Below are 23,797 nucleotides of genomic sequence, written 5' to 3'. Positions count from 1 at the left end.
CGCGCCGTCACGCGCGCTTGCGGCCGCCCGGCGTCTGCTCGGTCGTCAGCCGGTCGAGTTCGCGCAGGTCGTTCTCCAGCGCGGGCGTGAGTGTCGTGCGCAGGTGGTCGAGGAACGTGCGGATCTTCGCGTCGAGATAACGACGCGTCGCATAGACGGCATACACGCTCACCGTCTGCAGCCGGTACTCAGGCAGCACGCGGATCAGCCGCCCTTCGCGGATATCGTCGAGCACCGTATACAGCGCGACGCACGCGATCCCGCGTCCGGCGCGCACCGCGACGCACAGCGCATCCGGCACGTTGACCTGGAACGGCGCCGGCTGCAACTCGTAGACGGCTTCCTCGCCGTCGTTGCGCTCGAGCCGCCATTCACTGGCCGGCGATGCGGGCGTGTCGAGACGCAGGCACACGTGGTTCGGCAATTCGTCGGGCGTCTGCGGCGTGCCGTGCCGCGCCAGGTATTCACGCGACGCGACGAGCACGCTGCAGCTCGTGCCGCAGGTCTGTGCGACATAGCCCGAATCGGGCAACTGCGACGCCGTCACGATCGACACGTCGTAGCCTTCCTCGACGAGATTCGGCATCCGCTGCGCGAGCGTCAGTTCGACCGACACGTCGGGGTTGTCCTCCTGGTAGCGGACGATCGACGACACGACATGACTCTGCCCGAGCCCCGTCATCGCATGGATGCGCATCTTGCCGCTCGGTCGCAGCAGCGCGTTGCGCGCTTCCGCGTTCGCGTAGTCGATTTCCGCGAGGATCGATTTCGCGCGCTCGAAATAGCGTTCGCCGCTTTCGGTCAGGCCGAGGTGGCGCGTCGTGCGATGCAGCAGGCGCGTCTGTACGTGCGCTTCGAGGTTCGAGACCGCGCGCGACACCTGCGCGGTGGTCGCGTCGATTTCCTTCGCGACCGCAGTAAAACTGCCGGCTTCGACAACGCGCACGAACAGGCGCATGTTTTCGAGCATGTCCATTGGATTGGCTTGGGGAGAGTCAGTGGGGAGGCGTCGGCGGCGCTCGCGTCAGGTGGGAAACGGAACGCGGCCGCGAACCACGTCGATTCGATCGCCGAGCCGGAGAAAAGGCGGGAGAGCGGGCATCGCGTACGTGGTTCTGGCATGACGGGGGATTCAGTGGCCCGAATTGTACGCCGCTGCAGACAAATTTGCGCGATTGCCCGGCCCCGAAGCTTTCATCACATGAAAGGTTTTCGCAAGGCTGGCGCGTCGTGCGCATGCAACGGCTTGATGCAGCGCGACAATTTGTATCACAACGCGATATAATATCGCCCTTGTCGCCGCGCACGCCCCGCGCTGTCATTTTTACCGCTTATCCGCCCATGTCGTCAGGCTCCTCTCCGTCGCGCCGCACGTTGCGGCAATGGCTGCACAGCTTCCTTCCCCATCCGATGTCGCTTGGCTGGCGCGAGCGCCTGCGTTCGTGCACGGGTGCGCTCGTCGGGATCGCGACGGTCGGCGTCACGATGCGGCTGCTGCCCGGCGTGCCCGGCCTCGTGCCGCTGCTCGTCGCGCCGATGGGGGCATCGGCCGTGCTGCTGTTCGCGGTGCCGGCAAGCCCGCTCGCGCAGCCGTGGTCGATCATCGGCGGCAATCTCGTCGCGGCGACGGTCGGCGTTGCCTGCGCGCAATGGATCGCCGATCCGATCACGGCCGCCGCGGTCGCGATCGCGTGCGCGGTCGGCGGCATGTTCGCGCTGCGCTGCGTGCACCCGCCCTCGGGCGCCGTCGCACTCACGGCCGTGGTCGGCGGCCCGGCGATCCACTCGCTCGGCTTCAGTTTCGTGCTGGAGCCGATCGCGCTGCAATCGGCGATCCTGCTGTCGGCCGCGCTCGCGTATCACGCGCTGACCGGGCACCGCTACCCGCACGGCGGCGTGCGTCCCGAAGCGAAACCGCAGGCGGGCGGCGCCGCACCCGCGCGCGGCGGCTTCACGCGCAGCGATCTCGACGCGGTGCTGAAGCGCCGCGGCGAATGGCTCGACGTCGATCCGGACGATCTCGAAACGCTGCTGCGCGAAACCGAAATGCAGGCCTATGCGCGCACGTTCGGCCAGCTCACGTGCGCCGACCTGATGACGAAGAATGCGATCGAGGCCGCACCGTCGACGTCGGTGACGGCCGCGCTGACGCTGCTCGACCGCCACCGCGTGAAGGCGCTGCCGGTGGTCGATGGCGACGGCCGCCTGACCGGCATCGTCACGCGCGCCGACCTCACGCGCCAGCTGCGCCGCCCGACCCCGCTGTGGCAACGCCTGTCCGCGCGGCTGCCGCAATCGCTCGGCGGCCAGCCTGCGAGCGTCGCCACCGTGATGACGCGCAACGTCGCGTGCGTGCCGGAAACGATGCCGATCACCGCGCTCGTGCCGCTGTTCACGCATTCGGGCCACCACCACATTCCGGTCGTCGATGCGTCGCGCCGGCTCGTCGGGATCATTACGCAGACGGATCTCGTGACGGGCCTTTATCGGCAGACCCAAATGCTCGAGGCCGCGTAACGCACGTAAAGCGCACGTCATGTCACATAACGGCTGACGCATCGTGAATTACATCCATTTCGCCGAAGCTCGGCCATTTATATCATGTTGTGATATATTTGACGCCACCCAAACTGACTGTACGACCGACCTCGATGAACGATACCCGACGCGCGCTGGCGAAAAGCGATTTCCAGCAACTGTCCGAGTTCCGCTACCAGATGCGCCGCTTCGAGCGTTTCTCCGAACGCGCCGCGCAAAGCGAAGGCGTGACGCCGCTGCAATACCTGCTGCTGCTGCACATCAAGGGCTATCCGCATCGCGAATGGGCAACCATCGGCGAGCTCGCGGAACGCCTGCAGGCGCAGCATCACGGCGTCGTCGCGCTGGTGACGCGCTGTGAAGCGCTCGGGCTCGTGAAGCGCAAGACGAGTGAAGCCGATCGCCGGCAGGTCGAAGTCCACCTCGAACCCGCCGGCGAGACGTTGCTCGCCCGCCTCGCGGCCATGCATCGCGCCGAGCTGAAGTCGCTCAAGGACGCGTTCCAGGTTCCCCAGATCGATTACTGACCCCTGCCCTTGCCACTCCGATGAACGCACCACACAAACGCGATTTCTCGACCAACGATCGCCTGCCCAGGATCGCGTTGCTCGCCGCCGGGATCGGCCTGCTCAGCATGCTTGCCGCGTTCGTGCTGTTGAGCCTGATCCACCTGTTCACGAACCTGTTCTTCTTCCAGCAGCTCTCGTTCGCCGATCGCTCCCCGGCGAACAATACGCTCGGCGCATGGGTAATCGTGATCCCGGTGATCGGCGGGCTGATCGTCGGGATGATGGCGCGCTTCGGTTCGGAGAAGATCCGTGGCCACGGCATTCCCGAAGCGATCGAGGCGATCCTGTTCGGCAAGAGCCGCATGTCGCCGAAGGTCGCGATCCTCAAGCCGCTGTCGTCCGGCGTCGTGATCGGCAGCGGCGGCCCGTTCGGCGCCGAAGGCCCGATCATCATGACGGGCGGCGCACTCGGCTCGCTGATCGCGCAATGCGTGCACGTGACCGCCGCCGAGCGCAAGACGCTGCTCGTCGCCGGTGCGGCCGCCGGCATGACGGCCGTGTTCGGCACGCCGGTCGCCGCCGTGCTGCTCGCGGTCGAACTGCTGCTGTTCGAATGGCGTCCGCGCAGTTTCCTGCCGGTCGCGCTTGCGTGCGCGGTGGCCGGATTCGCACGCGCGGTGTTCTTCGGCGTCGATCCGCTGTTTCCGCTGTCGACGGCCGCGCCGACTCCTGTCGCGCTGCTGTCGTGCATCGTCGCGGGCCTGCTGTCGGGCATGCTCGCATGCGGCCTGTCGGCGGCGCTCTACCGCGTCGAGGACACCTTCGCGAAGCTGCCCGTGCACTGGATGTGGTGGCCCGCGCTCGGCGCAATCGTGATCGGCATCGGCGGCTGGCTCGAACCGCGCGCGCTCGGCGTCGGCTACGACGTGATCGGCGACCTGCTTCATCAGCACATCGCGCTGAAGATCGCGCTCGCGCTGCTGATCGTGAAGGCCGTGATGTGGGTGATCGCGCTCGGCTCGGGCACGTCGGGCGGCGTGCTCGCCCCGCTGCTGATGCTCGGCGCCGGCCTCGGCACGGTGCTGTCGCCGATGCTGCCGGGCGGCGATCCGGCGCTGTGGCCGCTCGTGTGCATGGCCGCGACGCTCGGCGCGACGCTCGGCGCCCCGCTGACCGCGATCGTGTTCGCGTTCGGCCTCACGCACGACGCGAACGCGCTGCTGCCGCTGCTCGCGGCGACGCTCGTCGCGCACGGTTTCTCGACCATCGTGATGAAGCGCTCGATCATGACGGAGAAGATCGCGCGTCGCGGCTATCACATCTATCGCGAATACGGCGTCGATCCGCTCGAGCGACATGACATCGGCGAGGTGATGACGTCGGCCGACCGGCTCGTCGCAATCGACGGCGCGGCGACGCTCGATACCGTCGAGTCGCAGTACTTCGGCGCGAAGCAGGCGCATCGCGCGTACCCGGTCGTGCAGAACGGCCGCCTGCTCGGTCTGGTCGATCGCGCGACGCTCGACGCGCAGCGCGCACAGGCCGGCGCCGATACGCCGATCTCCGGCGCATTCGCGCACCGCGCGCCGTCCGTCGCGCTCGCGCACGAAACGTGCCGCGTCGTCGCATCGCGCCTCGCGATGCTGGGCCTCGAACGCCTGCCGGTCGTCGACGACGCGCAATCGCTGCGCATCACCGGCATCGTGTCGCGCAGCGACCTGATCAAGCCCGCGCTCCAGCACTTCGACGACGAACAGAAGCGCGAACGCTTCCGCCCGATCGTCCCGGTCAACCTGCGCGACGCCGGCACCCGCAAGGCCGGCTGACGCCACCCGCGTGCGCGGCATCCCGGCCGCGCACCGCCTCCTCATCCCGCTTCACGTCGCTGCACGATGCAGCGCGCCCTTCGCGCGCTGCATCGCATTCCCCCGTATTCCACGTTTAAAGTTGGTTAACAATTCGACTGACGAAAGTTTGTCATCATGGTGACCATGCGACGGGGCCATCAATCAGCCATTCCACTTCGCCATCAGATAAAGAGTCGCGGCACGGCATGCACGCACATGCCGATTGCCGTGGCCGTCACGACGCCACACGACCGGACAGCGCGCCGACCGAGCAACGCATGACGTCGAGTCTCACACGACGCATGCCGCATCGCAGCAACGCCGCACAGCACCGGAGCCGCCATTTGGCAAGCGCGTTAACAACTTGTTTCGGAATCACCGGAACCGTGCTTTCCCGATGCGATCTCATTAGCACGCAGTACTGCTGCGCATCCCACTCAATCAATCACGACTCGAGGGAGATAACGTGAACGCAAAATACTTACCGCTCATCGCATTGACCGTGGCATTTTCTGCTCATGCTGCCGATTCTGCCCTGCAGAACGTGGGACAAAGCCAAAAGCCCGCCGACCAGGTGGCGCAGTGCATCGCCAAGACGTGGGCCGACAAGTCGCAACAACAAGTGACGTCGCAGTACGAACTGGCGAACGGCCTCGCAATGGCCGTCTATGCGCCGGGCCAGCAGCCGCCGAACGGCGCTGCCGCCGTGGTGCGCCCGGCCAATGCCGCAAATGCGAAAACCTGGGTCGGTTTCCGCGGCGGCGATGCATCGTCGGCCGGCGACATCAACGCCTGCCTGTAAATCGAACAGGCGCTCCGGATGGCCTTGCGCCATCCGCTTGCGACAAGCCCCGCTTCGGCGGGGCTTTTTCTTTTGCTGCCGCCTGCGCTTACAGGTAGCTGCAGACGTAATCGAGCGTCTCGAGCACTTCGATGTCGAAGCGGCTCTTGCCCGGCACCGAGAACGATTCACCTGCGCCGTAGGTCTGCCATTCGCTGCTGCCGTCGAGCTTCACGCGGCACTTGCCGGCCTGCACTTCCATCAATTCAGGAGCGTCCGTGCCGAAGTTGAGCGCGCACGGCAGGATCACGCCGAGCGTCTTGCGCGTGCCGTCCGGGAAGAGCACGGTATGCGACACGCACTTGCCGTCGAAATAGACGTTCGCGCGCTTGACGACCGATACGTTGTCGAATTGGGTTGCACTGGTCATGTGATGCCTCTGATTGCTGGATGCCGGATGGCGATGTGGTTGGAGGCCGGCCGGAGCGGCGGGCCGGCCGATATCATACCGGCTCGCGCGGCATGCGCCGGAACGACGTGCAGCCGGCCGCCTGTCGGGCCGGCTATCGTCAGGATGACTACATGACGATCGTGGCGTGCCGGTTCACCGCAACCCCTTGCGCCGCGCGGAATCGCGCAGGCAGTCGAGCAGCATCGCAGCAGCCGGCGTCAGCGGGCTGTCGCGGCGCGTGACGACCTGCACCGAAACGCCCGGCAGGCGCTCGCGGATCGGCAGCACCGCGAGCTGGTCGCGCGCCCACTCACCCTGCAACAATTGCTCGGGCATCGATGCGATCAGGTCGCAACCGGTCATCAGGCTGTGTGCGAGCCCGAAGCTCGGGCATTCGACGACGCGCGCCGGCACCGGCAGCCCGTATGCGACAAACGAATTGAACAGTACCTGCGTCGAGCTTTCCGGCGACGGGTTCATCAGCCAGTCGGCCTCGACGAGATCGGCGAGCGACGTGGCCGACGCGAGCGGATGCCCCTTGCGCGCGACGATCAGCGAGCGGCTCGCGTAAAGCTCCGCATGATCGAACTCGGCCGCCAGCAGCTCGGGCACGACGACGGCGATCGCGAAATCGAGCGAACCGTCGTGCAGGCGCGGCAGCGCGACGCCCGGAAACCCTTCGATCAGGTTGACGCGCGCCACCGGGAAGCGGCGCCGGAATGCACGAAACGCGTCGGGCAGGATCGTCACCGCGGCCGCCGGCGTGATCGCCGCCGCGACGGACCCCGTCATCGCGCCCTGCGCCTGCTCGATGTCGTCGCGGGCGCGCTGCATTTCGGCGACGATCAGCCGCGCGCGCACCTGCAGTTGCTGGCCGAACGCAGTGAGTTGCACGCCGCGCGCGGTACGCACGACGAGCGACACGCCAAGCGCGATCTCGAGTTCCTTGACTGCCTTCGTCAGCGCCGCCGGCGACACGTTCAGACGCCGCGCGGCCGCGCGAATGCTGCCTTCTTCGGCGACGGTGACGAACGCTTTCAGCTGATGGTATTTCATGGCGGCGATGCGTGATCCGTGGAAACCCTGTACCCGGCCGTGCGCGCCTGTTCAGGGTATTCCCGAGCGGCAACCAGTGGTGTGCACCAAAGCAATTTATCAGCTTCTGGTAAGCAAAAGAAATTTATATGCTTGCTCGTCATATACGCGTCAAACGCCCCTTCGGCCCCACTGGAGACACCATGCTGCAAGCCGTGAACCCCGTCATCCCCGGCATCGCCGCGATCGCGCCCGAACTGGTCGAGGTGCGCCGCCGCATCCATGCTCATCCCGAACTGGCGTTCGAAGAGACGCTCACGAGCGATCTCGTCGCCGAGCTGCTCACCGGCTGGGGCTATGAAGTACATCGCGGCATCGGCAAGACAGGCGTCGTCGGCGTGCTGCGCGAAGGGCAAGGCACGCGCACGGTCGGGCTGCGCGCCGACATGGACGCGCTGCCGCTCGCGGAAGCCACGGGCCTGCCGTACGCGAGCCGCCATGCGAACAAGATGCATGCATGCGGCCATGACGGCCACACGGCGATGCTGCTGTGCGCGGCGCGCCACCTCGCGGCAACGCGCCAGTTCTCCGGCACGCTGAACCTGATCTTCCAGCCGGCCGAGGAAAACTTCGGCGGCGCGAAGGCGATGATGGACGACGGCCTGTTCGACCGCTTCCCGTGCGACGCGATCTTCGCGATCCACAACATGCCGGGCCGCGCGGCCGGCGACATGGCGTTCCGCACCGGTGCCGCGATGGCGTCGGCCGACCGCGTGACGATCACGCTGCGCGGCGTCGGCGGCCACGGCGCGATGCCGCATTTCGCGCGCGATCCGATGTCGGCCGCGGGCAGCATCATGGTCGCGCTGCAGACGATCGTCGCGCGCGAGGTCGATGCGCAGCATGCGGCCGTGATCACGGTCGGCAGCGTTCAGGCCGGCGAAACGTTCAACATCATTCCCGAAACCGTCGTGATGAAGCTGTCGGTGCGCGCGCTGAACGCCGACGTGCGCGCGCTGCTCGCGCGCCGCATCGAAGCGCTCGCGAAAGGCCAGGCGGAAAGCTTCGGCGTCACGGCGGAAGTCGACTACGACTACGGCTACCCGGTGCTCGTGAATCACGCGGAACCGACTGCGTTCGCGGCCGACATCGCGCGCCAGATGCTCGGCGCCGACCGCGTCGAAACCGACTCCGCGCCGCTGATGGGCAGCGAGGATTTCGCGTTCATGCTCGAGGCGCGCCCCGGCTGCTACGCATTCATCGGCAACGGGATCGGCAGCAAGGGCGGCTGCATGGTGCACAACCCCGGCTACGACTTCAACGACGACATTCTCGCGATCGGCGCGAGCTACTGGGTTCGCGTCGCCGAAGCCTGGCTCGCGGCCTGACAGCCCTTCACCACGCAGTTTCGCGCTTACCGGGGGAACCCCATGGAAACGTCCGCCCTTCCGTTCGCCGGCACGCCGGTCGATGCCCGCGCCGCCGCAAAGAAACGCCGGCTGATCGCTGCCGCCGCCGTCGGCAACGCGCTCGAGTTCTACGACTTCACGGTCTACAGCTTCTTCGCGATCCTGATCGGCAAGCTGTTCTTCCCGGTGCACTCGCCGTTCGGGCAGCTGATGCTCGCGGTCGCGAGCTTCGGCGTCGGCTTCGTCACGCGGCCGCTCGGCGGGCTCGTGATCGGCATGTATGCCGACCGTGCCGGCCGCAAGAAGGCGATGATCCTCACGCTGCTGCTGATGGCGCTCGGCACCGCGACGATCGCGGTCGCACCGACCTTCGCGCAGATCGGCATCGCCGCACCGGTGCTGCTCGTGCTCGCGCGTCTGCTGCAGGGGTTCGCATCAGGCGGCGAAGTCGGCGCGTCGACGACGCTGCTGCTCGAACAGGCGCCCCAGCATCGGCGCGGCTTCTACGCATCGTTCCAGTTCTCGAGCCAGGGGCTCGCCGCGCTCGCGGGCGCGCTCACCGGCGTCGCACTGACGTCGACGCTGAATGCCGCGCAGCTCGAAAGCTGGGGCTGGCGCGTACCGTTCATCATCGGCACGCTGTTCGTTCCGCTCGGCTACTGGCTGCGCCGTACAGTCGAGGAAGTGCCGGCTGCCACGCCCGCCGCCGCGCACGACGAACCGGTTGCGTCGCTGCCGCTCGCCGACGTGCTGCGCCATCACGGCAAGGCCGTGTTCGCGGGCCTTGGCGTGACGATCGGCGGCACGTCGATTCACTACATCATCGTGTTCTACATGGCGATCTACGGCGTGCAGGTGCTGCACCTGCCGACCTGGCTGTCGATGACGGCCGGCTGCGTCGCCGGCGCGATCCTGATGCTCGTGACGCCGATCGGCGGCCACCTGTCCGACGTGTACGGGCGCAACCGGATCGTCTGGTGGACGCGCATCGTGCTGATGGTCGCGATCTACCCGGCGTTCATCGCGCTGAACCGCTGGCCGGGCGCGGCGTCGCTGCTGTCGATCATCGCCGCGCTGTCGATCGTGCACGCGATCAACATCGGTGCGACGGGCGCGATGCTCGGCGAACTGTTCCCGCGCGCGGTGCGCGCAACCGGCGGCGCGCTCGTGTACAGCGTCGGCGTCGCGATCTTCGGCGGCTTCGCGCAGTTCTTCGTCACGTGGCTGATCGCGGCGACCGGCAACGCGAATGCGCCCGCGTGGTATGCGATCGGTTGCGGCGTGTTCACGCTGCTCGCGATTCGCTGCATGGACGAGAAGGCGGGGAAGTCGCTCGACTGAGCGGCGGCCGAAGCTGCCGCATGCCGCAAAAGAAAAAGGCACGGGTTCGACGACCCGTGCCTTTTGCGTATCTGGCGTTGCCCCGCTCAGAACGTATGCATCATCCCCACATACGCACCCGTCTGCGACTCGCCCGCAAGCGGGCTCGTGCCCGACGTCGCATCCCGCGGTGTCGCCAGCAGCGAGAAGTTCGAGTTGCCGCCGTTGCGCACATAGGCGACCGTGCCGTACAGGAACGTGCGCTTCGACAGGTTGTACGTGGTGCCGAGCACGTACATCATCGCGTGGCCTGACGGATCGTGCGATGCGTCGCTGCCGCCGTCGCCCACCTTCACGTAATAGCCGCCGGCCGTCACGGCCCATTGCGGATTCGCCGCATAGGTCGCGCCGAGCCAGTAGTGATCGGCGCGATCGGCGACGCCGGCCGGGCTGTCCGGCGCCTGGTAGTGCGTATACGCACCCTGGATCTTGAACTTCGACACCTTCACGTTCGCGCCGACGAAGTACTCGCGCGACGCCGTGAAGATGTTGCTGAACTTGCCGTTGTTGTCGCGCAGCTCGTCGTACATGCCGCGCACGTCGAACACCGGCGAGTGGTACGAGATCATGATCCCGTCCGAGCGGCCGAAATCGTCGGCCGCACCGTAGTTGAAGCCGCGCGACTGGTTGCCGAACGCATATTGCGCCTGCACGTCGAAGCCGCCGATCACCGGGCTGTGATATTCGATGTTGTTGCTGCTCTGCTGCCAGTTGCGGCCACGCACGAGCGACGCGGACGAAAACGCCTGCTGGACGAACGGATCGAATTCCCACACGCCGTCGCTGTCGATGAACAGGTTGCGGCCGGCCTGCAACTGGCCCCACGTGTCGCTCTTCAACCCGACATATGCGCGCCGCGACCACATGCGCCCGCCGCCCGTCGTGCCGTTCATCACCTGGAATGCGGTCTCCAGGTTGAAGACCGTCGACAGCCCGCCGCCGAGATCCTCGAAGCCCTTCAGGCCGAACATGCTGGTGCCCCAGTCGCCGCCTTCCGCGCTCCAGCGCGACTTGCTGCCGTTGGGCGTCGCGATGTGGTTCAGGTATTCGATGCCGCCGTCGATCCGGCCGTACAGCATCACGCTCGTCTGTGCAAAGGCAGCCGCCGGTGTGGCGGCCGCAATCAGCCATGCGAAATGTTTAAGTCGCAAAATGATGCCCCCTCGGAGTCTCGACCTTCCCGCGCGCGCCCCATGCGCGCACCCAGGGTCTGTTTATCCGCGATCGATCGAATATCGACCGGGGCCCGCCGCGCACAGTGCAAGCAGGCCACCCGCGATCGCGATGTTCTTGTAGAAATGAATCATGTTGTCGATCTGCTCGCCGCCCGTCATCGTCCAGTAGTGATGGCCGATGATGCCGGTGCCGATCGTATAGAGCGCCAGCAGCAGCGCAAGCGGGCGCGTCTGGAAGCCGACGAGGATCGCGATCCCGGCGAACAGCTCCATCACGACCGAGATCGCCGCGGAAATGATCGGCGCGGGCGCGCCTTCGGAGCCCATGAACGCGATGGTACCGGGGAAGTCGACGATCTTCTTCCAGCCGAACATCACGAACAGGATCACGAGCAGGATCCGGGACAGCAGCAGCAGCACATCGCGCTGGGACGCGAGAAACGGTTGATTCGGTGTCATGGTCTCGACCAACGAAAACGATGCGCGGCCTACGCGCACCGGATTGCCAACGAACCAGGACGGGCGGCCGCCTGCGCCGCCCGCCCCGCCCTGCAACAACCGGCATCGGGCCCGCCCGATGTGCTGTGCGCCTCCTCTTGTCCGTTGTCGCCCTGCTTCGTTGCGCGCCGCATCAGCGCAGCTTCGCGACGTCCTGCTCGGTCACCTTCGCGGCCGGATTGCCGAACTGCCCGGTCACGTAGTTCGTCAGCGCGGCGATCTGCGCATCCGACAGCTCGTGGCGGAACGCCGGCATCCCGACATCCTCGCTACCGGCCTTGCGCTGCACGCCGTTCAGGATCACCTGCACGAGGTTGGTCGGATTCGGTGCGCCGACCGTCGAGTTGTGGAACAGCGGCGGGTAATAGCCGTCCGGCGTGCCCTTGCCCTGCATCTGGTGGCAGGTCGCGCAGTTGCCGAGGTACAGCCGCGCCGGATCGATGCCCGACGACGCGAGCGCGACGCCGCGCAGCTTCAGGCCATCCTCGGCCGGCTTGCCCCACGACGAACGCGACTGCTTCGCGTCGCCGCTGGCAACCGCCGGCACCGTGCGGATGTACGTCGAGATCGCACCGATATCGGCTTCGGTCATCTTCGAGAAGCTGTGCTCGATCGCCTCGGCCATCGGGCCGGCCGCCTGCGCGAGGCCCGGCACGCTACCGGTGCGCAGGTACTGGACGAGCTGCTGCTGCGTCCAGCCGCCGATCCCCGCGTTGGCGTCGGACGTGATGTTGTAGCCGTCCCAGCCCGCGAGCACCGAACCCGACAGGAAGCTGCCGCCGCTTTCATCGAGCGACTTCTCCTGCATCGCGATGCCGCGCGGCGTGTGGCACGTGCTGCAGTGGGCAAGGCCCTGCACCAGATACGCGCCGCGGTTCCACTCGGCGCTCTGCGCCGGCTTCGGCTCGTACGCGCCGTCCTTCAGGAACAGCCAGTTCCAGATCTTCAGCGGCCAGCGCATGCTCAGCAGCGCGGGGATCTCGTTCTTCGGCGGCGCCTGCTTGACCGGCTCGACGCCGTGCATGAAATACGCGTACAGCGCCTGCATGTCGTCGTCGTTGATCTTCGCGTACGACACGTACGGCATCGCCGGATACAGGTTGTCGCCGTTCTTCGACACCCCGTGACGCACCGCGCGCTCGAAGTCCTCGGCCGTCCAGTTGCCGATGCCCGTCTCGGGATCGGGCGTGATGTTGCTCGTGTAGATCTTGCCGAGCATCGGGATCGGCATGCCGAGACCGCCCGCGAACGGCTTGCCGCCCTTCGCGGTATGGCATGCCATGCAGTCGCCCGCGACCGCGAGGTATTCGCCGCGCTTGACCAGCGCCGGATCGACCGCATCGGCCGCGCGTACGAGCCCCGGCAGCGCGAGGCAGCCGGCGAGGAGGAAGGTGAGAGTAGATTTCCGCACGGTCAGACTTCCTTCTTCAGCGTGTCCGACATCCGCAGCGCGAGCGCCGCGATCGTCAGCGTCACGTTCACCGTACCGACGGTCGGCATCGTCGAGCTGCTCGAGATGAACAGGTTCGGATGGTCGAACGCTCGGCAATCCTTGTCGACGACCGAGTCGCGTGCATCCGCGCCCATGATCGTCGCGCCCGTGATGTGGTTGTTCGGCGCGAACTCATCGTTGAAGACGACTTCGGTGCCGCCGAGCACCTTCGCGGCCGTCGCGTAGACCTCGCGCGTGTGCACGGCGCCGCGCTTCACATAATCGTCGATCGCATACGTGATCTCGGGGCGCGGGATGCCGACCGCGTCGGTGGCCGTCTTGCTCGGCACGATGCGGTTCTCGGGCTGCGGCAGGATTTCGTGGAAGCAGTCGAACTGCACGAAGCGCGCGGAACGGTCGCGGATCTGCGCGTCGAGTTCCGCGGGCTTCATCAGCTTGCCGCTCTTGAAGATCTTCTGCGTCTCCTGGTTGATGCGCGACATGTTCGACAGGTGGATCTTCTTCGCGGCTTCGGTCGCGCGGAACGGGCCGTCGCGGAAACCGATCAGCGACGTCATCTCCTGCGGGCCGCGGCCCGGCCACAGCTTCTCGTTCGCGTAGAACGACACGCCGGTGCCCGGGTGGTCCATCAGGTTGCGGCCGACCATGTCGGAGCTGTTCGCGACGCCGTTCGGGAAATCGCGGTTCGCGGACATCAGCAGGATCTTCGGCGTCTCGATACCGTTCGCGGCGATCACGAAGTACTTGCCCTCGACGCGATGGTCGGCGCCGGTCTTATCCTTGTAGATCGCGGCGACGATGCGCTTGTCCGGCCCGGTCTCGAGCTTGTAGACGACAGCGCTGTCGATCAGCTTCGCGCCGGCCTGCTCGGCCTTCTCGACGTGCACGATGCCGTTGTACATCGCGCCGATCGGGCAGATCGGCATGCAGTTGTTGTTCCCGCAACAAGTCGGCCGGCCGTCGTACGGGCGGCTGTTGCGCGCGACGGGCTCGGTCACCACGTGAAACTTCGGGTCATAGCCGTTGAGCGCGCTCTTGATCGTCTGCTCGTTGAACGACAACGGCAGCGGCGGCATCGGGTACGGCTCCTTGCGCGGCGAGTACAGGTCTTCCTCGGGGCCCGGGCCCCACACGCCGAGCTCCTCCTCGGCGCGCTGGTAGTAATGCTCGATGTCGTCATACTGGATCGGCCAGTCGCGGCCGACGCCGTACACCGTCTTCATCTTGAAGTCGTTCGGGATGAAACGCCACGCCGACGCGGCCCAGTGCCACGTCGTGCCGCCCACCGCGCGGATGTACTGCGAGTTGAACTTGTGCTCGCCCTTCAGGATCAGGTAGTCGTTCGGCGGACCGTATTCCGGATGCGGCGCCCATGCGCTCGACGGATACGGCGCCATGAAATCGGTCTTGTCGACCTGGTTGCGGAAGCGCTCGACGATTTCCCAGCGCGGCATGCGCGGGCCGGCTTCCAGCAGGATCACGGACTTCCCGGCCATCGCGAGCTGGTGGGCAACGATCGCGCCTGCGACACCCGATCCGACGACGACGACGTCGGCTTTTTGCGTATCGGTATCGGCCATCAGGCTTGCCTCTCGATCGGTTTTTCGGCCCAGAAGCCGGGTTTGTTGGGGCAATACGAGGGAATCACGAGCGTGTCGGATACGACGCTGAACATTAATGCTTCTTCGTAGGTAATCACGACGTTGTCGACGATGCCGAGATACCACGCTTCAAGAATCTTCAGCGCGAGCGCTTCCTGATCGGGATTCAGCGAACCGGACGCGAGTGCGCCGGCAAGTTGCGGCAGGCTGTCGGCCGTCTTGAACGAGCCCTTCTGCAAGGCCTGCAGGAAGCGTTCGCCGAGCACGCGGCTCAGCCCCTTCTTGCCGGTCAATGCTTCGGAGAGCGTCATGAACGTATCGAGTGGCGCAGTGCCGGGATCGTCGGCCAGGGCCCGCAACGCCAGCGAGCCCGTGAGGCCCGCCGCCGTCAGCGCCAGTGCGCCCTGCAGCCATTGACGCCGCGTGATACCGCTTGCGGTTGCGTCGCTTTCGCGACGCGAGTGGGGAGTGTTGTCGTTGTGCATGTTTCCTTCTCTCGAACACCGGATTCGGGAAAACCACGCTTGATATTTCTCAAACATTGGCGCGGATCTGAAATGTACGCGCACAAATCGGATCGAACAATCTTTTTATAGTCCATTTAATGTTCCGCAATCCGAGACAATCGACATTTCGCTGCATTTTTGTGTCGTTGACGCGACAAATCTGCGGCGCCGACACCAGTGTCGCATGCCGACGACACACCGCGCACCGCGATGCGCGTGCATGACGGTCGGTTAGAATCGCGTGCAATCAAACAGAAAGCTTCCCTCCGAGGGCAATCGAGCGATGAAGCAGCACGACAAACACAACAACGCGAATCGTACCAACCACACCACCCGGCTGCTCTGGCGCATCGGCGCCGTCGCGGTGCTCGGCGGCGCGGCGGCGCTGTCGCTGCACGCGGGCGCGGCGCGCACGGTGAGCGTGTCGCCGCAAGGCACCGTCACCGAAGTCCGACAGAGCGTCGTCAAGTTCGACGAACCGATGGTCGCGTTTGGCTCGGCCTCCGCGCCGAATCCCGCACGCGTCACCTGCAACGATTCGACAGCCGCGCGTGGCCAGGGTCACTGGCTCGACGACAAGACCTGGGTTTACGATTTCGAAAACGACCTGCCGCCCGGCGTGCGCTGCTCGGTCGCGCTCAACGACACGCTGCGCTCGGTCGCCGGCAATGCGGCGAGCGGCCCACGCCGCTTCACGTTCCAGACGGGCGGCCCGTTCCCCGTGTCGGTACGCCCCGGCTCGCGCGAGATCGAGGAACGGCAGATCTTCGTGATGAAGCTGAACGGCCCGGCAGAGCCACGTTCGGCGCTCGCGAACATCTGGTGCGAGGCCGCCGGCATCGGCAACCGCATCCCGGTCACGGCTGCCGACGACGATGCGCGCAACGCACTGCTCGATCATTTTGGTCTGAAGAAGGACGCCGCGCGCGTGCTGACGCTGTCATGCTCGCAGGCGCTGCCGGCGAGCGCGAAGATGCAGCTCGTGTACGGCAAGGGTGTCGCAAGCCCGAGCGGCATCGCGAATGAAACCGAACGACGCTTCGACTTCACCGTACGCGCGCCGTTTGCCGCGAGCTTCTCGTGCGAACGCGAGAACGCGAAGGCGCCCTGCACGCCGCTGCGCCCGCTCACGCTGTCGTTCAATGCGCCGATCTCGCGCAAGAACGCCGAAGCGATCAAGCTGCGCGGCCCCGATGGCTCGCTGAACCCGACCTTCGCGGCCGACGACAAGAGCGAGGAAGTCACCACCGTCACGTTCAACCCGCCGCTGCCCGCGCAGGCCGGCCTGACGATCGAACTGCCGTCGGGCCTGCGCGACGTGACCGACCGGCCGCTGTCGAATGCCGACCTGTTCCCGCTGGCGACGCGCACCGCGCCGATGCCACCGCTCGCGAAATTCTCGTCTGGCACGTTCGGGATCGTCGAGCGCTTCGCGGAACCCGATACGCCCGCGCTCGTGCCCGTCACGCTGCGCAACGTCGAGGCCGACCTGCATATCGCCGGCCTCAACGCGGGCGGCGCGCAATTCGCGAACCTGAAGGTCGAGAACAACACGGCGATCCGCCAGTGGATGCGCACCGTCGACCGCTTCGACAACTGGTCGATGACGGCCGGCTCGATCGACAATCAGATTCCCGGCCTGCTCGACCGCAAGGGCCAGCACCCTGTCTACGTGCCGCTCGAAGCCGGCGAAAAGCAGCCCGCGCCGAAGAATCGTCGGATCGACGTGCGCTCGCTGTCGCTGCTCAAGGGCGAGCCCGGCGCGCAGACGCTGACGCTGCCGCCCGCCGACCCGAAGACGCTGCGCCCGTTCGAAGTGGTCGGCGTGCCGATCGACAAGCCCGGCTTCTACGTGCTCGAACTCGCGTCGCCCGCACTCGGTCGCTCGCTGCTCGCGAAGCCGTCGAGCATGTACGTGCGCACCACCGTGCTCGTCACGAACCTCGGCGTGCACCTGAAACAGGGCCGCGAGAACAACCTCGTGTGGGTCACGACGCTCGACAAGGGCAAGCCGGTGCCGAACGCGCAGATCCGCGTGTCGGACTGCAACGGCGATGAAATCGCGGCCGGCACGACCGACGCGCAAGGCCTGCTGAAGATCGACGGGCCGTTCGAGCCGAAGCGCGCATGCAGCTCGTCGGAGCAGCGCTTCGACGACTACTTCGTGTCGGCCCGCGTCAACGATCCGAAGACGGGCCCCGACATGGCGTTCGTCAGCTCGGGCTGGAACCGCGGAATCGAATCGTGGCGCTTCAACGTGCCGACCGACACCGACAGCGCACCGACCGTGCGTGCGCATACGGTATTCGACCGCACGCTGCTGCGCGCCGGCGAAACCGTGTCGATGAAGCATTTCATCCGTACCGAGACGCTGCAGAGCCTCGCGTTCCCGTCGCAGTACCCGACGCGCGTGACGATCCGCCATCTCGGCACGGGCCAGACCTACAAGCTGCCGCTCACGTGGGCGGCCGACCATAGCGCGGACACACAGTTCACGCTGCCGGCCGCCGCGAAGCTCGGCGAATACAGCGTCGAGCTGGAAGGCGGCCCGGAAGACGCGCCGACGGCCACCTACTACAGCGGCAGCTTCCGCGTCGAGGCATTCCGCCTGCCGGTGCTGAAAGGCTCGATCGGCGCACGCGACGCGCAGAAGAGCCCGCTCGTCGCCGTGAAGGAAGCGCCGCTCGCGGTGCAGATCGACTACGTGTCCGGCGGTGGCGCATCGAACCTGCCCGTGCAGGTGTCGGCGCTGATGAAGTGGGCATCGCCGCCGTTCGCGGATCGCTTCGAGGACTTCAGCTTCACGCCGTATCGACCCGACAAGGGCGACGGCAATGCCGACGACGATTCGCAGGACGGCGACAACGCATCGGCGTCGAACAACGATCCCGACACGACGAAGCTGATCGCCGACAAGCTGCCGCTGACGCTCGACCGCAACGGCGCGGGCTCGGTCACGCTCAAGGGCCTGCCCGACGTCGACGCGCCGAAGCGCATCGCGCTCGAAGCAACCTTCGCCGACCCGAACGGCGAAGTGCAGACGATCCGCGGCGACACGATCCTGTGGCCGGCCGCGGTGGTGGCCGGCGTCAAGGCCGGCCGCTGGGTGTCGGTCGGCCAGCGCGTGCCGGTGCAGGCGCTGGCGGTCGATTTGCAGGGCAAGCCGCGTGCCTCGGTGCCGATCGAGATCAAGGGTGTCGCGCACATCACGACGTCGTCGCGCAAGCGGATGGTCGGCGGCTTCTATGCGTACGACAACAAGAGCGACACGCGCGACCTCGGCGTGCTGTGCTCGGGCAAGACCGACGACAAGGGACGCATGGCCTGCGACGCGACGCTTGAACAAGCCGGCAACATCCAGCTGATCGCGGTCGCGAAGGACGGCGACGGCCGTACGTCGAATGCATCGACGTCGGTGTGGGTCACGCGCGAGGACGAACTCTGGTTCGGCGGCGACAACACCGACCGGATCGACGTGATCCCGGAGAAAACGTCGTACGAACCGGGCGAAACGGCCCGCTTCCAGGTGCGCATGCCGTTCCGCTATGCAACGGCGCTCGTCGCGGTCGAACGCGGCGGCGTGATGGAAACGCACATCGTCGAGCTGAACGGCAAGAACCCGACCGTCGACCTGAAGGTCGACGAATCGTGGGGGCCGAACGTGTACGTGTCGGTGCTCGCGCTGCGCGGCCGGATTCGCGAGGTGCCGTGGTACTCGTTCTTCACGTGGGGCTGGAAAGCGCCCGTCGAGTGGGCGCGAGCGTTCTGGCGCGAAGGTCGCCACTATGAGGCGCCGACCGCGTTCGTCGACCTGTCGAAACCCGCGTTCCGCTATGGCCTGGGCGAGATCAAGGTCGGCACGGGCGTCCACCGTCTCGGCGTGACGGTGACGACCGATGCGACGCGCTACACGGTGCGCAGCAAGGCGCAGGCGCACGTGAAGGTCACGCTGCCGAACGGCCAGCCCGCGCCGGCCGGCACGCAGATCGCGGTCGCGGCCGTCGACGAGGCGCTGCTAGAACTGATGCCGAACAACAGCTGGGACCTGCTCGACGCGATGCTGCGCCGGCGTGCGTACGGTGTCGAAACGGCCACCGCGCAGATGGAGATCGTCGGTCGCCGTCACTTCGGCCGCAAGGCCGTGCCGGCCGGCGGTGGGGGCGGCAGCGCGCCGACGCGCGAGCTGTTCGACACGCTGCTGCTGTGGAATCCGCGCGTGACGCTGGATGCAAACGGCAGTGCGACGGTCGAGGTGCCGCTGAACGACGCGCTCACGCGCTTCCGGATCGTCGCGATCGCGGCGGTCGGCCCGGACCGCTTCGGCACGGGCAGCACGTCGATCCGCAGCACGCAGGATCTTCAACTGATCTCCGGCCTGCCGCCGCTCGTGCGCGAAGGCGACGCGTTCCGTGCGCAGGTCACGCTGCGCAACACGACCGACCGCGCGATGCAGATTGTCGTGACGCCGCGCGTGACGGGCCTCGAGGTCGCGCCGCAAACCGTGTCGCTCGCGGCCAATGCGGCGACCGAGGTCGCGTGGACGATCACCGTGCCCGAGCAGGCGCTCGACGCGGCCGGTGCGCTGAACTGGCGCATCGAAGCGGCCGAGCAAGGCGGCAAGCGAGCGTCCGACGCGCTGGCGGTTGCGCAAAAGGTGGTGCCCGCGCTGCCGGTCACGGTGCAGCAGGCAACGCTCGCGCAAGTGGACGGCACGCTGACGGTGCCGGTGGCCTCCCCGGCCGGCGCCGCGAACAACGCGCAAGGCTTGCCGCGCGGCGGCATCGCCGTGTCGTTGCAGTCGAAGCTCGCCGACGGGCTGCCCGGCGTGAAGCGCTGGTTCGAGCGCTATCCGTACCGCTGCCTCGAACAGCAGACGTCGCGCGCGATCGGCCTGCGCGACCCGGCGCAATGGCAGGCGCTGGTCGCCCGCATGCCCGTCTACCTCGACGGTGACGGGCTCGCGAGCTACTTCCCGCCGTCGTCCGACGATTCGCACCATGGCAGCCCGACGCTGTCGTCATACCTGCTCGTGGTGTCGGACGAAGCCAGCCGCCTCGATCCGCGCTTCGCGCTGCCGGAAGACCTGCGCACGCAGCTCGAGGCCGGGCTCGCGCGCTTCGTCGACGGCCGCATCGAGCGCAACGCGTGGGCGCCGCGCCAGGACCGCGACCTGCGCAAGCTCGCCGCGATCGAGGCGCTGTCGCGCTTCGGCGCCGCACAAGGCCGCATGCTCGGCTCGATCGAGATCGCGCCGAACCAGTGGCCGACGTCGGCCGTGATCGACTATCACGCGATCCTGACGCGCGTGAAGGACATCCCGCAACGCGACGAGAAACGCGCGCAGGTCGAACAGATCCTGCGTGCGCGCCTGACGTACCAGGGCACGCAGCTCGTGTTCTCGACCGCGCGCGACGACGACCTGTGGTGGCTGATGACTAGCAACGAGACCAACGCTGCGCGTCTCGCGCTGGAATTCGCGGGCGACCCGGCGTGGAAGGACGAGATGCCGCGCGTGACGGCCGGCCTGCTCGCCCTGCAGCGCCAGGGTGCATGGCAGACGACGACGTCGAACGCGCTCGGCCTGCTCGCGGTCGAGCGCTTCTCGCGCACCTACGAAAGCACGCCGGTTGCCGGCGCGACGAAGGTCGCGCTGGGCGGCGACGAGCGCTCGATCGCGTGGTCGCAGGCGCCGGCGGCCGCGCCCGCCGACGCGGCTGCGTCGGCCACCCCGGCCACCCGCGCCGCCGCGGCCCGCAGCGTGATGCTGCCGTGGCCGCGTGCGTCGCAGGGGCCGGCCACGCTGTCCGTCACGCAAGACGGCACGGGCCGCCCGTGGGCGACGGTCGAAAGCCTCGCGGCCGTGCCGCTGCGCTCGCCGTTCGCGGCCGGCTACCGGATCACTAAGACCGTCACGCCGGTCTCGCCGGCCGTCAAGGGCGTGCTGACGCGCGGCGACGTCGTGCGCGTGCATCTCGACATCGATGCGCAGAGCGACATGACGTGGGTTGCGGTCAACGACCCGATTCCGGCCGGCGCGACGATCCTCGGCTCGGGCCTCGGCCGCGATTCCGAGGCGGCGACGCAGGGCGAGAAGACGCCCGACGGCGCGTGGCCGACGTTCATCGAGCGCGACTTCGACGGCTACCGCGCGTACTACGACTATCTGCCGAAGGGCAAATTCTCGGTCGAGTACACCGTGCGCCTGAACAACGTCGGCACCTTCGGGCTGCCGCCGACGCGCGTCGAGGCGCTGTACGCACCGTCCGTGTACGGCCTGTGGCCGAACCCGCCGATGACCGTGAAGCCGGCCGACGCGGGCAAGTAACGAGCAAGCGATGATCGATCAGGTAATGCCGCGGCCGGCGCGTTTCGCCGGCCGCGTATTCGTCGCCGTCGTGCTGGCCGTGCCGCTCGTCGCGCACGCGCTGCCGAGCTACGACGAAGTGCGCCGCAACTGGCGCAGCTCCGACTGGGTGCTGCTCGCGCGCGACGGCACGCCGCTGCAGCGCACGCGCGTCGACCTCACCGAACGGCGCGGCGACTGGGTGTCGCTTGCGGATGTGTCACCGGCGTTTCGCGAAGCGATCGTCGTGTCCGAGGACAAGCGCTTCTACGAACACAGCGGCGTCGACTGGCGCGGGATCGCCGGTGCCGCATGGGGCAACCTGTGGAACGAGCGCACGCGCGGCGCGTCGACCGTCACGATGCAGCTCGCCGGGCTGCTCAGCGATTCGCCGCGTCGGTCGGGCCAGCGCTCGCTGCCGCAGAAAGCCTCGCAGGCCGTCAACGCGCTGCTGCTCGAACGCGGCTGGCGCAAGGACCAGGTGCTCGAGGCCTACCTGAACCTGGTGCCGTTCCGCGGCGAGACGGTCGGGCTCGGCGCGCTGTCGCAGGTGCTGTTCGGCAAGGCGCCGTCGGGCCTCGACGCGCGCGAAGCCGCGATCGCGGCCGCGCTCGTGCGCGCGCCCAACGCGGCGCCCGCGAAGATCGCCGAGCGTGCATGCCGGATCCTGCGCGACATGCATGCCGAGCAGGCGTGCGCATCGCTCGACGGTTACGTGCAGCTCGTCGTTGCGCGCCCGGCCAACGCGGTGCGCGACGACGGCGCCGCCCTCGCCCCGCACTTCGCGCGGCGCATCGCGGCCGAGGTCAAACCGGCGGCCGGCGCGCAGGTGCGCACGACGCTCGATGCACCGCTGCAGCGCTTCGCGCGCGACACGCTGGTGCGCGCGCTGACCGAACTCAACGCACCCGCGCACCGGCGCAACGTGCAGGACGGTGCGGTCGTCGTGATCGACAACGCGACCGGCGAGATTCGCGCATGGGTCGGGTCGTCGGGTGCGCTGTCGAGCGCGCGCGACGTCGATGCCGTGCTCGCGCCGCGCCAGGCCGGCTCGACGCTCAAGCCGTTCCTCTACGCGCAGGCGCTCGACGAAAAGCGGCTGACGGCCGCGTCGCTGCTCGACGACGCGCCGATCAACCTCGCCGCCGGCGGCGGCTTGTACATTCCGCAGAACTACGACAAGGATTTCAAGGGCTGGGTGAGCGTGCGCAGCGCGCTCGGCGGCTCGCTGAACGTGCCGGCCGTGCGCACGCTCGTGCTCGTCACGCCGCACCGCTTCGCGCGCACGCTGACCGCGCTCGGCCTGCCGCTCGCGCAGGAAGGCGATTACTACGGCTTCAGCCTCGCGCTCGGCAGTGCGGACGTCACGCTGCTGTCGCTGACCAACGCGTATCGCGCGCTCGCGAACGGCGGCGTCGCGCGCAAGGTCGTCGACCTGCCGGCCGCCGTTCCGGCACCGGCGTCCGGCACGGCAGCGGCTGCGCGTACGGACAGCGGCACGCGCGTGTTCAGCGAGGCGGCCAGTTTCGTCATCACCGACATCCTGTCCGACAACAACGCGCGCGTCCGCACGTTCGGCTTCGACAACCCGCTCGCGACGCGCTTCTTCTCGGCCGTCAAAACCGGCACGAGCAAGGACATGCGCGACAACTGGACCGTCGGCTACACGTCGCGCTATACGGTCGGCGTGTGGGTCGGCAATGCGGACGGCTCGCCGATGTGGGACGTGTCGGGCGTCACGGGCGCGTCGCCCGTGTGGTCGGCCGTCGTCGGCTACCTGCAGCGCGACCTGCCGAGCCGTGCGCCGCGCGCGCCGGCCGGCGTCGAGACGCGCCGCATCGCGTTCGAACGCGATATCGAGCCGGCACGCAACGAGTGGTTCCTGTCCGGGACGGCGGTCGACACGATCCGGCTCGCCGCGCCCGTCACGCCGGGCCAGGGCGGTGCGCGTGCGCCGCTGACGATCGGCGCGCCGACCGACGGCACGATCTTCGCGATCGACCCCGACATTCCGCCGAAGAACCAGCGCATCTGGTTCGAGCGCTCGGCCGGGCACGCGACGAAGTTTGCGTGGCGGCTTGACGACAAGGTGATCGGGCATGCCGATCGTGTCGCGTGGCTGCCGTGGCCGGGACGGCACCGGCTCGAACTCGTCGACGCACGCGGCAACGTCGCGGATGCGATCAGCTTCGAGGTGCGCGGCGCGTTCGCGAAGACGGCCGCGCGCAAGCCCTGAACGGGTGAGGGGCCAGCCCCGACACGGACGCATTT

At 67.5% G+C, this 23,797-nt stretch carries 16 protein-coding genes; 8 read left to right on the top strand and 8 right to left on the bottom strand.

The genetic code is table 11. From position 1 onward, the window contains the following. Positions 1–7: 7 nt before the first annotated feature. Positions 8–976 carry a LysR family transcriptional regulator gene (locus tag U5809_RS03425; protein ID WP_176045650.1) on the bottom strand — a complete coding sequence of 323 codons (969 nt, stop codon included), beginning with the start codon at positions 974–976 and terminating at the stop codon, positions 8–10. 365 nt (positions 977–1,341) lie between these two features. Between U5809_RS03425 and U5809_RS03420 the strand changes: the two genes are divergently transcribed. From U5809_RS03420 to U5809_RS03405, 4 genes are all read left to right on the top strand, one after another. Next, positions 1,342–2,517, top strand: a complete 1,176-nt coding sequence (locus U5809_RS03420) for an HPP family protein (RefSeq protein ID WP_322085528.1) — start codon at positions 1,342–1,344, stop codon at positions 2,515–2,517. A 134-nt stretch (positions 2,518–2,651) separates the two neighbouring features. Further along, a complete protein-coding gene (locus tag U5809_RS03415) occupies positions 2,652–3,065 on the top strand; it encodes a MarR family winged helix-turn-helix transcriptional regulator (protein WP_085037382.1) in 414 nt (137 codons plus the stop codon). A 20-nt stretch (positions 3,066–3,085) separates the two neighbouring features. Beyond that, the gene (locus U5809_RS03410; protein WP_322085527.1) at positions 3,086–4,873 is read left to right on the top strand and encodes a chloride channel protein; all 1,788 of its coding nucleotides are present in this window, start codon (positions 3,086–3,088) and stop codon (positions 4,871–4,873) included. 487 nt (positions 4,874–5,360) lie between these two features. Continuing rightward, positions 5,361–5,696 carry a hypothetical protein gene (locus tag U5809_RS03405; RefSeq protein WP_021162025.1) on the top strand — a complete coding sequence of 112 codons (336 nt, stop codon included), beginning with the start codon at positions 5,361–5,363 and terminating at the stop codon, positions 5,694–5,696. Between the two features lie 88 nt (positions 5,697–5,784). On the opposite strand, the gene U5809_RS03400 is transcribed toward U5809_RS03405, so the two are convergent. Then, positions 5,785–6,105, bottom strand: a complete 321-nt coding sequence (locus tag U5809_RS03400) for a pyrimidine/purine nucleoside phosphorylase (protein WP_006478890.1) — start codon at positions 6,103–6,105, stop codon at positions 5,785–5,787. Positions 6,106–6,279: 174 nt separating this feature from the next. Beyond that, complete coding sequence (locus tag U5809_RS03395) at positions 6,280–7,182, bottom strand: LysR substrate-binding domain-containing protein (protein ID WP_176045655.1); 903 nt, start codon at positions 7,180–7,182, stop codon at positions 6,280–6,282. Between the two features lie 182 nt (positions 7,183–7,364). On the opposite strand from U5809_RS03395, the gene U5809_RS03390 reads away from it, so the two are divergent. Continuing rightward, entirely contained in the window at positions 7,365–8,549 is a 1,185-nt protein-coding gene (locus U5809_RS03390) for a M20 aminoacylase family protein (protein ID WP_282509326.1), read from the top strand. A 42-nt stretch (positions 8,550–8,591) separates the two neighbouring features. Next, positions 8,592–9,911 (top strand): MFS transporter, encoded by a 1,320-nt coding sequence (locus U5809_RS03385; RefSeq protein ID WP_322085526.1) that lies wholly within the window; start codon positions 8,592–8,594, stop codon positions 9,909–9,911. Between the two features lie 86 nt (positions 9,912–9,997). Here the strand turns inward: U5809_RS03385 and U5809_RS03380 are convergent, their stop codons facing one another. The 5 genes from U5809_RS03380 to U5809_RS03360 all read right to left on the bottom strand — a co-directional run bounded on the left by U5809_RS03380 (position 9,998) and on the right by U5809_RS03360 (position 15,162). Continuing rightward, the gene (locus U5809_RS03380) at positions 9,998–11,101 is read right to left on the bottom strand and encodes a porin (protein ID WP_059240317.1); all 1,104 of its coding nucleotides are present in this window, start codon (positions 11,099–11,101) and stop codon (positions 9,998–10,000) included. A gap of 63 nt (positions 11,102–11,164) precedes the next feature. Continuing rightward, complete coding sequence (locus tag U5809_RS03375) at positions 11,165–11,584, bottom strand: DoxX family protein (protein WP_322085525.1); 420 nt, start codon at positions 11,582–11,584, stop codon at positions 11,165–11,167. 172 nt (positions 11,585–11,756) lie between these two features. Further along, positions 11,757–13,034, bottom strand: coding sequence for a cytochrome c (locus tag U5809_RS03370; RefSeq protein ID WP_322085524.1), 1,278 nt, complete (start codon positions 13,032–13,034; stop codon positions 11,757–11,759). Positions 13,035–13,036: 2 nt separating this feature from the next. Next, positions 13,037–14,656, bottom strand: a complete 1,620-nt coding sequence (locus U5809_RS03365; protein ID WP_322085523.1) for a GMC family oxidoreductase — start codon at positions 14,654–14,656, stop codon at positions 13,037–13,039. Beyond that, entirely contained in the window at positions 14,656–15,162 is a 507-nt protein-coding gene (locus tag U5809_RS03360; protein ID WP_049028374.1) for a sugar dehydrogenase complex small subunit, read from the bottom strand. Before U5809_RS03360 ends, U5809_RS03365 begins: the two co-directional genes overlap by 1 nt. 304 nt (positions 15,163–15,466) lie before the next feature. On the opposite strand from U5809_RS03360, the gene U5809_RS03355 reads away from it, so the two are divergent. Together U5809_RS03355 and pbpC are read left to right on the top strand one after the other, a co-directional pair. Continuing rightward, the gene (locus tag U5809_RS03355; RefSeq protein WP_322085522.1) at positions 15,467–21,508 is read left to right on the top strand and encodes an alpha-2-macroglobulin family protein; all 6,042 of its coding nucleotides are present in this window, start codon (positions 15,467–15,469) and stop codon (positions 21,506–21,508) included. A gap of 10 nt (positions 21,509–21,518) precedes the next feature. After that, positions 21,519–23,762 carry a penicillin-binding protein 1C gene (gene pbpC, locus U5809_RS03350; RefSeq protein WP_322085521.1) on the top strand — a complete coding sequence of 748 codons (2,244 nt, stop codon included), beginning with the start codon at positions 21,519–21,521 and terminating at the stop codon, positions 23,760–23,762. The last annotated feature ends 35 nt before the right edge of the window (positions 23,763–23,797 follow it).

The organism is Burkholderia sp. BCC1999, from assembly GCF_905339975.1.
Taxonomy (GTDB): Bacteria; Pseudomonadota; Gammaproteobacteria; order Burkholderiales; family Burkholderiaceae; genus Burkholderia.
The sequence above is the reverse complement of the archived record's forward strand: the minus strand, read 5'-3'. Positions and strand labels throughout refer to the sequence as shown.

Bases quoted from the DNA above. Each gene is read 5' to 3' on its own strand.
- U5809_RS03425 (WP_176045650.1), bottom strand. From the start codon at position 976: ATGGACATGCTCGAAAACATGCGCCTGTTCGTGCGCGTTGTCGAAGCC.
- U5809_RS03420 (WP_322085528.1), top strand. From the start codon at position 1,342: ATGTCGTCAGGCTCCTCTCCGTCGCGCCGCACGTTGCGGCAATGGCTG.
- U5809_RS03415 (WP_085037382.1), top strand. From the start codon at position 2,652: ATGAACGATACCCGACGCGCGCTGGCGAAAAGCGATTTCCAGCAACTG.
- U5809_RS03410 (WP_322085527.1), top strand. From the start codon at position 3,086: ATGAACGCACCACACAAACGCGATTTCTCGACCAACGATCGCCTGCCC.
- U5809_RS03400 (WP_006478890.1), bottom strand. From the start codon at position 6,105: ATGACCAGTGCAACCCAATTCGACAACGTATCGGTCGTCAAGCGCGCG.
- U5809_RS03395 (WP_176045655.1), bottom strand. From the start codon at position 7,182: ATGAAATACCATCAGCTGAAAGCGTTCGTCACCGTCGCCGAAGAAGGC.
- U5809_RS03390 (WP_282509326.1), top strand. From the start codon at position 7,365: ATGCTGCAAGCCGTGAACCCCGTCATCCCCGGCATCGCCGCGATCGCG.
- U5809_RS03385 (WP_322085526.1), top strand. From the start codon at position 8,592: ATGGAAACGTCCGCCCTTCCGTTCGCCGGCACGCCGGTCGATGCCCGC.
- U5809_RS03375 (WP_322085525.1), bottom strand. From the start codon at position 11,584: ATGACACCGAATCAACCGTTTCTCGCGTCCCAGCGCGATGTGCTGCTG.
- U5809_RS03365 (WP_322085523.1), bottom strand. From the start codon at position 14,656: ATGGCCGATACCGATACGCAAAAAGCCGACGTCGTCGTCGTCGGATCG.
- U5809_RS03360 (WP_049028374.1), bottom strand. From the start codon at position 15,162: ATGCACAACGACAACACTCCCCACTCGCGTCGCGAAAGCGACGCAACC.
- U5809_RS03355 (WP_322085522.1), top strand. From the start codon at position 15,467: ATGAAGCAGCACGACAAACACAACAACGCGAATCGTACCAACCACACC.
- pbpC (WP_322085521.1), top strand. From the start codon at position 21,519: ATGATCGATCAGGTAATGCCGCGGCCGGCGCGTTTCGCCGGCCGCGTA.